Source organism: Floridaenema aerugineum BLCC-F46, assembly GCF_041929345.1.
In the GTDB taxonomy this organism is placed as follows: Bacteria; Cyanobacteriota; Cyanobacteriia; order Cyanobacteriales; family Aerosakkonemataceae; genus Floridanema; species Floridanema aerugineum.
In genome coordinates, this window is the sequence record NZ_JBHFNQ010000097.1 from 1 (window position 1) to 10,680 (window position 10,680).

Below are 10,680 nucleotides of genomic sequence, written 5' to 3' on the forward strand. Positions count from 1 at the left end.
GGTTAACGATATGCTGGTAATGACGTTTGTGTGACAAACACTATTTCACTGAGGAGCCGTATGATGCGAAAAGTATCAAGTACGGTTTTGGAGAGCAACGGCTCTCGTGAGAGAGTCGTTGACTTTAATTATTAGGGAAGAGGGCATTAGAATTATGTCAACAAATACTGTGGGACACACAGGAATCCAAGCTTGTGGAGAGGGCGTAAGACTCGAAGCGTAAAAGTAGAGATACTGGTGCTAGAAAGCGGCGCTCGATGAAACAAGAATCTCCGGCCACAGCGTAGCGCAGTGCGGTGAGAGTGTCAATATAGCCTGTTAGCAATTGCGTCCATACCTATTTCTGTCACGTTGCCCTAGTTCAATATTAAAATATCTTCAGCAAGATATCGATTTTTTGATTGAAGTTCTGCGCCCCATCTTTGAGCTAAGTTTATGACTGACGTGCCCGTTTCTCGAATTCGGAATTTTTGTATTATTGCCCACATTGACCACGGTAAGTCAACCTTGGCAGACCGTCTATTACAGGCTACCGGAACGGTAGCTGCACGAGATATGAAGGAACAGTTCCTCGATAATATGGAACTGGAAAGAGAACGAGGCATTACTATTAAGCTGCAAGCTGCCCGGATGAATTATAAAGCAAAGGACGGGCAAGATTACGTTCTCAATTTAATTGATACTCCCGGTCATGTGGATTTTTCTTATGAGGTGTCGCGGAGTCTCGCCGCCTGTGAGGGAGCTCTGTTAGTGGTGGATGCTTCTCAAGGTGTAGAAGCACAAACCTTGGCTAATGTTTATTTGGCGCTAGAAAGTAATCTGGAAATTATTCCAGTTTTGAATAAAATTGATTTACCTGGTGCGGAACCGGAACGGGTAAAAAAAGAAATTGAAGAGGTGATTGGTTTAGATTGTAGTGGGGCGATTTTAGCTTCAGCAAAAGAAGGGTTGGGAATTGAGGATATTTTAGAGTCGATCGTCCATTTAGTACCCCCACCTCAAGATACTGTTAACGAACGCTTACGGGCGTTAATTTTTGACAGTTATTATGACAGTTATCGGGGGGTAATTGTTTATTTCCGGGTGATGGATGGGAAATTGAAAAATGGCGATCGCGTTCGCTTAATGGCAAGTGGCAAAGAATATGAACTTGACGAATTAGGCGTACTTTCTCCTAACCAAATTCGCGTTGACGATCTCCATGCGGGAGAAGTAGGCTATTTAGCAGCTGCCATTAAAGCGGTAGAAGATGCCCGTGTGGGTGACACAATTACTTTAGCAAATCCGGCGGCAACTGCACCATTACCCGGTTATGCTCAAGCTAAACCAATGGTATTTTGTGGAATGTTTCCCACCGATGCCGATCAATTTCCTGATTTGCGCGAAGCCTTAGAAAAGCTGAAGTTAAATGATGCCGCTTTGTCTTATGAACCGGAAACTTCTAGTGCAATGGGTTTTGGTTTCCGTTGCGGTTTCTTGGGTTTATTACACATGGAAATTGTCCAAGAAAGGCTGGAAAGAGAATACAATCTGGATTTAATTATTACCGCTCCTTCGGTAGTTTATCAAGTCACAACTAACAAAGGAGAAGTGTTATTAATCGATAATCCTAGCACTTTGCCAGACCCGCAATATCGGGAGAAAATTGAGGAACCTTACGTGCAAGTAGATATGATTACGCCGGAAGAGTATGTCGGAACTTTGATGGAATTAGGTCAAAGCCGACGCGGTGTTTTCAAAGATATGAAATACTTGACTTTAGGACGGACAACTTTAAGTTATGAGTTGCCTTTGGCGGAGGTGGTGACTGACTTTTTCGATCAAATGAAATCCCGATCGCGCGGCTATGCCAGCATGGAGTATCATTTAATTGGTTATCGCGAGAATACCTTGGTACGTTTGGATATTTTGATCAATGGCGATCCAGTAGATTCTTTGGCGATGATTGTTCACCGAGATAAAGCTTATTATGTCGGTCGAGCTTTGGTGGAAAAGTTAAAAGAATTGATTCCCCGTCATCAGTTTAAAATTCCTTTGCAAGCCGCTATTGGTAGTAAAGTAATTGCTAGCGAACATATTCCCGCATTGCGAAAAGATGTCTTGGCTAAATGTTATGGTGGTGATATCTCCCGGAAGAAGAAGTTGCTGCAAAAACAAGCTAAGGGTAAAAAACGCATGAAAGCAATTGGTACAGTAGATGTACCCCAAGAAGCTTTTATGGCAGTGTTACGCTTGGATAAAGAATAAGTGAGAATTAGGCAATAAAAATGAAAGCAGAGGCTCACTAAGTAAGTCATCTGTTTTCATTTCTAATTCTTTAGAATTTTATCACTTAATCATCATTAACGTAAGAATTATCAAGAAGTATGAAGAAGTTGTTAGTTGCTCTCACTGTCTGATAAAGATTTAATGAATTGGATGAATAAAAGTAACTTTTTGCTAAATAATCTGCTAATCTTTCTACTAAAGCAGTTAATTTTGATGGAACAAAGACAGCAGTTACACTAGAGAATCCATAAAGATAAAGCGATTCCAAGCTCTACTACTATCTTTGAGGTTAAAGATAATTATAGACTGAGCGGTGTTTCTGGAGTTATAGTTGTAACAGCGGTCTTAACTGCCTAAAATAACCTACCGCTTGCTGAGAAACTATGAGAATTTTAGTAACAGGTGGAGCCGGATTTATAGGTTCCCATCTTATCGATCGCTTAATGGCACAAGGTCATGAAGTATTGTGCTTAGATAATTTTTATACCGGAGATAAACGCAATTTGCTTAAGTGGTTAGATCATCCATATTTTGAACTGATTCGCCACGATGTTACTGAACCCATTCGGTTAGAAGTAGATCAAATATATCACTTAGCTTGTCCAGCTTCTCCCGTACATTATCAATTCAATCCCATCAAGACGGTAAAAACAAATGTGATGGGAACAATCAATATGTTGGGTTTAGCCAAACGGGTGAAAGCAAGATTTCTCTTAGCTTCCACCTCAGAAGTATACGGCGATCCAGAAGTGCATCCCCAAGTAGAAGAATATAGAGGGAATGTAAATATGATCGGGATTCGCTCATGTTACGACGAAGGTAAGCGAATTGCCGAAACATTAGCATTTGACTATCACCGGGAAAACGATGTGGAAATTCGGGTGGCGCGGATTTTCAACACTTACGGCCCGAGAATGCTGGAAAATGATGGTCGGGTAGTAAGTAACTTTGTCGTTCAAGCTTTGCGGGGAATTCCTTTAACAGTTTACGGTACTGGTTCGCAAACCCGGAGTTTCTGCTATGTTTCAGACTTAGTAGAAGGACTGATGCGGTTGATGAATGGAGAGCATACAGGCCCGGTAAACTTGGGAAATCCAGACGAGTATACTATTTTAGAGTTAGCACAAAAAATTCAGCAAATGGTTAACCCGGATGCAGATATTAAGTACGAACCTCTACCACAGGATGATCCCAGACAAAGACAACCGGATATTACTAAAGCTAAAACTTGGTTGGGATGGGAACCTACTATCCCGCTGCAAGAAGGTTTGAAGCTAACTATAGAAGATTTTCGCGATCGCATCTACAATTCTCCAGCCTCAGCTGTTAGTAAATAAATTTGCGACGATAGCGATCGGATTTGATGGTCTGGGTATTATAAATAAGTCCTGAACAGGACAATTCCCACTGGATACCGAAATAAGCTTTATCGCCATGCCAACAATTCTTACGTTGGCTTTCCAATTTGACTAAGGCTGATGATTTACTCTGTAAAATTTGTTTTGAGGAATAGGTAATATGCGTGTTTGTGTAATTGGTACCGGATACGTCGGTTTAGTCACAGGCGTTTGTTTGGCACATATCGGACATGATGTAATCTGCATCGATAACAACGAAGAAAAAGTTAAGTTAATGAAGTCGGGACAGTCGCCAATTTTTGAACCGGGACTGTCTGAATTAATGCAATCTGCGGCTAAAGAAGGAAAATTAGAATTTTCTTCTGATTTAGCTGCTGGTGTTAATCATGGAGAAATTTTATTCATTGCGGTTGGTACTCCGCCTCTACCTACGGGTGAAAGTGATACTCGTTATGTAGAAGCAGTAGCTAGAGGAATTGGCGCTAATCTTAATGATGGCTACAAAGTAATTGTGAATAAATCTACCGTACCGATTGGTTCTGGTGACTGGGTGCGGATGATTGTCATGGATGGAATTAAAGAACGGCAAAAAGTACTCGTCGGTGCTGGTGGCGTTGTCAGCGATGAAGAAGTAGAAAAGATTGCAGCGGAATTTGATGTAGTAAGTAACCCAGAATTTTTGCGGGAAGGTTCGGCGGTTTATGATACATTTAATCCCGATCGCATTGTCTTAGGAAGCAATAGCGAAAGAGCATTATCAATGATGGAAGCGCTATATACTCCGATTACACAGCGCAAGTATGCCGAAGATCCATCTTTACCACCAGTACCAGTGGTGAAAACGGATATCAACTCAGCAGAGATGATTAAGTATGCGGCGAATGCTTTCTTAGCAACTAAAATCAGCTTTATTAATGAAGTAGCAAATATTTGCGATCGCGTTGGTGCTGACGTTACCCAAGTTGCCAAAGGTATTGGTTTAGATTCTCGCATTGGCGGCAAATTCCTGCAAGCGGGAATTGGTTGGGGTGGTTCTTGCTTCCCGAAAGATGTCTCAGCTTTGGTTCATACTGCTGATGATTACGGTTATGAAGCACATCTGTTAAAAGCTGCTGTCAGTGTTAACCAACGTCAGCGTTTAATTGCTGTGGAAAAATTACAGCAAGAATTGAAAATCCTCAAAGGTAAAACTGTTGGTTTATTAGGTTTGACTTTTAAACCTGATACTGATGATATGCGCGATGCACCTGCACTGAATATCATCGAACAATTAAACCGCTTGGGAACAAAAGTTAAAGCTTACGATCCTTTGGTTTCTCAAACTGGTTTGCGTCACGGTTTAACTGGTGTAATTGTGGAAACCGATCCCGAACGGTTAGCTGATGGTTGTGATGCTTTAGTTTTAATCACTGATTGGGCGCAGTTCCTGACTTTAGATTACGCTAAAATGGCGAAATTAATGCACTCTCCGATCATGATTGATGGACGGAATTTCCTCGATCGCAAAGCTCTACAAGCTGCTGGTTTCCATTATGTAGGTGTCGGTAGATAGTATTTTCTTGCTCAATTAAAAATCTTGCTCTAGTCCGAACTGTGAATTAATATTCGTAGTTCGGTTTTTTTTTGCCAATTTCCTGAAATTACTCCTGACACAGGGAAATTCTGCAATAACCCGGATCGGTTAAGGGTAGGGGCAGATTTTGCTAAAGGAGTTTAAGTTGATGATTAACTTTTGTTCAAAAGTAGCTTTGGGTACAGCTGGGACGATCGCGATCGCTGCTACCTTAGTAGCAGTTAAACCTGCTCATGCTCAAACTACCACTGTTTGCCAAAGTATTGATTACCAACCTGCAACTTGTTCTTTGGATACTCGCAAAGGTGTGGTTTTAGATAAAGAGTATTCCAATGCAATTTGTGAGGGTAACTGGGGTTTTGAAGATGGTTTTGTCTGGGTAGAAAATGGCTGTCGGGCTAGGTTTCGGGCTGCTGGTAACTTCGGCTTTGGGCGTGAAAGAAGCCAGCCCGATCTCAGAGAAGATTTTTGCCCTAGTTATTGTCCTGAAGAGGGCGATCGCGAATATTATTAAGAATGAAATTGGGGCGAATGCTCTGTTTTAGTCGCTAATTTTATACTGGTATTTGGTTGATTGGATTTGCGATCGGCATTAATTCTTACCAAAAATCTTAAGTTTTTCTAAAGATTACAGGTAGGAATTTGTGCCGTTATTTTTGTTAAATATTTTACCTGATAACTGCGATACAATTAACAGTTATATGCCAGCGATCGATCGAAATCTGTAGGGGCGGGTTTAGCCAAAATCTTTGAATTCCCACAAACAATATTGCAATCAAAACCCGCCCTTCATCCATAATACCCCAAGTTACTAGTTATAAACTAGTCTTATTCTTTGTACGTAGTTGGGCTTTAGCCCTCTTATAAAACCTGGCATAAAAGGGCTAAAGCCCAACTACATACCTTTATGTAAATAACTAGCAACTTGCGTTAATACATCCGTTGCGGGAGTCTACTATTATGTCCAAATTACTTGTTACTCAATACCAAGCAGAAGTCCAAAAAATCATTCAATATGGTGGATCTCGCAATGAAAAAAGCATTCGTAACGCCTTTGAACGACTGTTAAACGAATATTGTAAACCACGCAATTATCTGCTAATTCCCGAATTAGAATTTAAGACTAAATTTAACACAAGAATTATCACCGATGGTACAGTAAAAGATGCCATTCGACTAGAACATGGTTGGTGGGAAAGTAAAGATGAATACGACATATTAGACAAAGAAATAGAGAAAAAAATTGCTAAAGGTTATCCTGACGAAAACATTTTATTTGAAGATTCTCAGACAGCAGTTTTAATTCAGCATAGTCAAGAAGTTTCTCGTGTTTCGATGCAAGACGCGGCAGCTTTAGATAATTTGCTGACGACTTTTGTTGATTATGAACGCCCGGAAGTGAGGGATTTTCGCGCCGCAATTACTAAGTTTAAAGAAGATATTCCCCATATTTTAGTAGCTTTGCGAGATATTATTAATCAGCAAGAAGCAAGTAATACTCAGTTTCGAGAAAGACGCAATACTTTTTTAAATCTTTGTCGCCAGTCAATTAACCCGGAAATTGAGATTTTCGACATTCATGAAATGCTGATTCAGCACATTCTCACGGAGGATATTTTTACGAATATTTTCCATGAGTCACAGTTTCACCGCGAAAACAATATTGCTAGGGAAATTTCGGAAATTATTAATACCTTTTTCACTGGCGCAACGCGGAAAAATACGCTGAAGAGTATTGAACATTATTATGCTGTAATTCGCCGCAAATCTGAGAACATTGCTAATCACCATGAAAAGCAGAAGTTTCTCAAAGCTGTTTATGAGAATTTCTATAAAGCTTATAATCCCAAAGCAGCGGATAGATTGGGTATTGTTTACACTCCCAATGAAATTGTGCGGTTTATGATTGAAAGTACAGATCATTTGCTACATAAGCATTTTGGAAAACTGTTAAGTGATCCGGGAGTGGAGATTTTAGATCCTTGTACGGGTACGGGAACTTATATTACAGAATTGATTGAATATTTGCCGCCAAATAAGTTGGAGTATAAGTATAAAAATGAAATTCACTGCAACGAAATGGCGATTTTACCTTATTATATTGCCAATTTGAATATTGAGTTTACCTATCAGCAAAAGATGGGAAATTATGAGGAGTTTAAAAATATTTGTTTGGTGGATACGTTGGATCATTGTGGTTTTGAAGGGAAGCAGCTTGATTTGTTTGCGATGAGTGTGCAGAATACGGCGAGAATTAAGGATCAGAACGATCGCACCATCTCCGTTATTATTGGTAATCCTCCTTATAATGCTGGGCAAGAAAATTTTAATCTGAATAATGCTAATCGTAAATATGACGAAGTTGATAAGCGAATTAAGTATACTTACATCAAACAAGGAACAGCACAGCTTCAAACTGCTGTGTATGATATGTATGTACGCTTTTACCGCTGGGCTACTGACAGACTTGGATCAAAGGGCTTAATTTGCATTTATCACCAACCGTTCATTTATTGATGGCAAAACATTCGATGGATTTAGAAAAGTCGTAGATCAAGAGTTTAATTATGTTTATATTGTTGATTTAGGTGGTGATATCCGTAGTGGAGATACAAGCGGAAATGTATTTGATATTAAAGCAGGTGTAGCTATAATGTTTTTAGTAAAGACTGAACAGGAGAAATAATTATGAAACAAACAGTGGTTTTGCAAAATATTGAGAAAATGCTGCATCAATTTCCTGAATCTCTACAAATAGAAGTTCTGCACTATGTAGAGTATTTAGGTAGTAAGTATGTTAAGCAAAGTAATGAAAATGTCTCTGATTTCCCACCAGAAGACAATACCCAAACTTCGGAAAAAGAACAAACTAAAAAACGACGAGACGGTTTCGGTATATGGAAAGGTAAGATTTCGATGGCAGATGATTTTGATGCACCGCTTGAAGAGTTTGAGGAGTATATGTAAGCATGAATGTACTTTTAGACACTCATACATTCATCTGGTATGTAGAAGGTAGTTTGCAGTTAACTAGACAGGCTAGAGATATTATTGAAGTTTCAGATAATAATCTATACTTTAGTATTGCTAGCCTTTGGGAAATTGCCATCAAAGTTGGTAAGAGAAGGCTGGTTCTTCAAAATTCATTTGATGAATTAGTAGATGTTTTGAAGTTCCTGGAAATCGAAGTTTTGCCAATTAATTTGGCGGATGTGCAGGGTTATCTCACTCTGCCATTACATCATAGCGATCCATTTGATCGAATGTTGATTACTCAGGCTATAAATCATAGTTTAATTATAGTTGGCTGTGATGTGGCTTTTGATGCTTATCCAATTCAGAGAGTATGGTCATGAAGAAAGCAAAAATTTTCTACTTTACTTTACAGGATGAGCAAACTAAGGAAGACAAACTTAGCTGGGTTGAAAGAATGAGTTTTGAAGAGATTGCTTTTGATCATGTTACACCAGATCAGAAAGAGAATTGGATTAATTTAACTGATAATGATTTTGATACTTTTTTGCCGATCATTGATAAGGAGGTGAAGGCAGGACAATCTGACGAGGGAATATTTCAGCTATTCTCGGCAGGAATCAAAACTCAGCGTGATGAGTGGGTTTATGATTTATCTCGTGAGACATTGGTTGATAAAGCTCAGTATATGATTAATGTCTATCAACACAGGCTTACTCATGGAATACCAATAAAACCTGATATTAAATGGGATAGAGAGCTTGAAAAATACCTTTCTCGGAAAATTCAGAAATATTTTGATAGCTCAAATATAAGAAAATCTTTAAACAGACCTTTTGCTAAGAAATTTATTTACTTCGATAAGCACTTTAATGCAATGGTCTTACAATGTCCCAAAATGTTTCCAACTAATAGCTCTACAAATAAGGTGATTGCTGTAACGAATCATACACAAATTCCTTTTTTGGTTCAAGCGACTGACTGTTTACCATCACATGATGTTGGTGGTCGTCCTACACAATGCCTACCCCTCTACCGCTACGACGAAAACGGAAACCGCATCGACAACATCACCGACTGGGGTTTAACTCAATTTCAAACACACTACAAAAACACCACCATCACCAAACAAGAAATCTTCCATTACACCTACGCCGTATTGCATCATCCCGCCTATCGCCAAAAATACGAACTCAACCTAAAACGCGAATTTCCCCGCTTGCCATTTTATGCCGATTTCCATCAATGGGCGCAATGGGGTAAAACATTAATGGAATTACACCTAAACTATGAAACCATTGAACCATACAAACTAACCCGCCAAGAAATTGCCAGCAAAGATCAACCAAAAGCCAAACTAAAAGCCGACAAAGAAAACGGGCAAATTATACTAGATGAAAACACCCAATTATCAGGAGTTCCTGCCGTTGCTTGGGAATACAAACTCGGCAATCGTTCCGCATTAGAATGGATACTCGATCAATATAAAGAAAAGAAACCGAAAGATCCCACCATTGCCAAACTTTTTAATACCTATCGCTTTGCTGATTACAAAGAACAAGTGATAGATTTATTGCCAAGAGTCTGCACCGTCAGCGTCAAAACAATGGAAATTATTAGCCAAATGCCCGATATAGTTGAACATTTTTTGTCTTTGTAGGGGCGAAGCATTCGGGCGACAATTTATTACTCAGACCCTAGATTTTCTCTCCGAATGCTTCGCCCTACCCTTAACTAAGCAATATTGAAAGATTGCCAAGGAAAAAAACCATGATCCACCCGATTATTTTAGAAAAATTAGCCGAACTTCCCGAATCTCTGCAAAAAAATGTGCTTCATTACATTGAATTTTTGCTAGAAAAGCACGGTAAAAAGTCTACAGAAGAAAATACACCGAAAAAATATCGAGTAGCAGGAACAATGGAAGGCATGATTATTATGCCAGATGATTTTGATGAACCTTTGGCAGATTTAGAGGAATATTTGCCGGAAAGCAACCCGGAAGTTACAGAGGAAGAAAAGCCTAAAAAACGCCGTTCTGGAATATTGAAAGGAACATTTGTCTTGCCTTTACCGGATGATTTCGATGAACCTTTAGAGGATTTTCAGGAATATTATTCAGAAACCAATTCAGAAATTACAGAGGAAGAAAAGCCTAAAAAACGCCGTTTGTCTGGTTCGATGAAAGGAACATTTGTTTTACCTTTACCTGATGATTTTGATGAACCATTAGAGGATTTTCAGGAATATATGTAATGAGAGAATTGGTAGACTGAGATCTTGCACCTGCGTTTTAGCCCACCCGGAAATCAATTTCCGGGCTAAGAGCTTCGAGTCCATTAAAATGGACTGAAAGCTTTTGAATACTAAGTAGGGTTTGCTGAATAAAGGTAAAAAGTAAGATAGGCAAGGGTGAAAGCGCCTTTTTTGCTCAAAACAAGTGCCAGTTTTTCAGACCTTTTGGCGCTTTCATCCTTGCCAATTTCTGCGGAAATTGTAGGGACACGG

At 39.3% G+C, this 10,680-nt stretch carries 8 protein-coding genes and 3 pseudogenes; 10 read left to right on the top strand and 1 reads right to left on the bottom strand.

The features are described 5' to 3' along the window. Positions 1-435: 435 nt before the first annotated feature. On the top strand, positions 436-2,247 hold the full coding sequence (gene lepA, locus ACE1CC_RS12500; protein ID WP_413270762.1) for a translation elongation factor 4: 1,812 nt from the start codon (positions 436-438) through the stop codon (positions 2,245-2,247). An 85-nt stretch (positions 2,248-2,332) separates the two neighbouring features. Here lepA and ACE1CC_RS12505 read toward each other — a convergent pair whose 3' ends face one another. Next, positions 2,333-2,536, bottom strand: a complete 204-nt coding sequence (locus ACE1CC_RS12505; RefSeq protein ID WP_413270763.1) for a hypothetical protein — start codon at positions 2,534-2,536, stop codon at positions 2,333-2,335. A gap of 115 nt (positions 2,537-2,651) precedes the next feature. Here ACE1CC_RS12505 and ACE1CC_RS12510 point away from each other — a divergent pair, with 115 nt between their 5' ends. The 9 genes and pseudogenes from ACE1CC_RS12510 to ACE1CC_RS36810 all read left to right on the top strand — a co-directional run. Further along, the gene (locus ACE1CC_RS12510; RefSeq protein ID WP_413270764.1) at positions 2,652-3,605 is read left to right on the top strand and encodes a UDP-glucuronic acid decarboxylase family protein; all 954 of its coding nucleotides are present in this window, start codon (positions 2,652-2,654) and stop codon (positions 3,603-3,605) included. A gap of 181 nt (positions 3,606-3,786) precedes the next feature. Beyond that, on the top strand, positions 3,787-5,178 hold the full coding sequence (locus tag ACE1CC_RS12515) for a UDP-glucose dehydrogenase family protein (RefSeq protein WP_413270765.1): 1,392 nt from the start codon (positions 3,787-3,789) through the stop codon (positions 5,176-5,178). Between the two features lie 169 nt (positions 5,179-5,347). Next, positions 5,348-5,713 carry a DUF3011 domain-containing protein gene (locus ACE1CC_RS12520; protein ID WP_413270766.1) on the top strand — a complete coding sequence of 122 codons (366 nt, stop codon included), beginning with the start codon at positions 5,348-5,350 and terminating at the stop codon, positions 5,711-5,713. Between the two features lie 446 nt (positions 5,714-6,159). Then, a pseudogene (locus ACE1CC_RS12525) lies at positions 6,160-7,873 on the top strand (N-6 DNA methylase); the annotation flags it as partial. A gap of 14 nt (positions 7,874-7,887) precedes the next feature. Next, the gene (vapB, locus tag ACE1CC_RS12530; protein WP_413270768.1) at positions 7,888-8,166 is read left to right on the top strand and encodes a type II toxin-antitoxin system VapB family antitoxin; all 279 of its coding nucleotides are present in this window, start codon (positions 7,888-7,890) and stop codon (positions 8,164-8,166) included. 2 nt (positions 8,167-8,168) lie between these two features. Continuing rightward, positions 8,169-8,555, top strand: a complete 387-nt coding sequence (locus ACE1CC_RS12535) for a type II toxin-antitoxin system VapC family toxin (protein WP_413270769.1) — start codon at positions 8,169-8,171, stop codon at positions 8,553-8,555. After that, complete coding sequence (locus ACE1CC_RS12540; protein ID WP_413270770.1) at positions 8,552-9,832, top strand: type ISP restriction/modification enzyme; 1,281 nt, start codon at positions 8,552-8,554, stop codon at positions 9,830-9,832. The genes ACE1CC_RS12535 and ACE1CC_RS12540 overlap by 4 nt, the downstream gene beginning before the upstream one ends. Positions 9,833-9,942: 110 nt before the next feature. After that, positions 9,943-10,287 (top strand): annotated as a pseudogene (gene vapB, locus ACE1CC_RS12545) (type II toxin-antitoxin system VapB family antitoxin); the annotation flags it as partial. Positions 10,288-10,326: 39 nt separating this feature from the next. After that, positions 10,327-10,428 (top strand): annotated as a pseudogene (locus ACE1CC_RS36810) (DUF2281 domain-containing protein); the annotation flags it as partial. Between the last annotated feature and the right edge of the window lie 252 nt (positions 10,429-10,680).

Coding starts and splice junctions, on each gene's coding strand:
- lepA (WP_413270762.1), top strand. CDS start 436: ATGACTGACGTGCCCGTTTCTCGAATTCGGAATTTTTGTATTATTGCC.
- ACE1CC_RS12510 (WP_413270764.1), top strand. CDS start 2,652: ATGAGAATTTTAGTAACAGGTGGAGCCGGATTTATAGGTTCCCATCTT.
- ACE1CC_RS12515 (WP_413270765.1), top strand. CDS start 3,787: ATGCGTGTTTGTGTAATTGGTACCGGATACGTCGGTTTAGTCACAGGC.
- ACE1CC_RS12520 (WP_413270766.1), top strand. CDS start 5,348: ATGATTAACTTTTGTTCAAAAGTAGCTTTGGGTACAGCTGGGACGATC.
- vapB (WP_413270768.1), top strand. CDS start 7,888: ATGAAACAAACAGTGGTTTTGCAAAATATTGAGAAAATGCTGCATCAA.
- ACE1CC_RS12535 (WP_413270769.1), top strand. CDS start 8,169: ATGAATGTACTTTTAGACACTCATACATTCATCTGGTATGTAGAAGGT.
- ACE1CC_RS12540 (WP_413270770.1), top strand. CDS start 8,552: ATGAAGAAAGCAAAAATTTTCTACTTTACTTTACAGGATGAGCAAACT.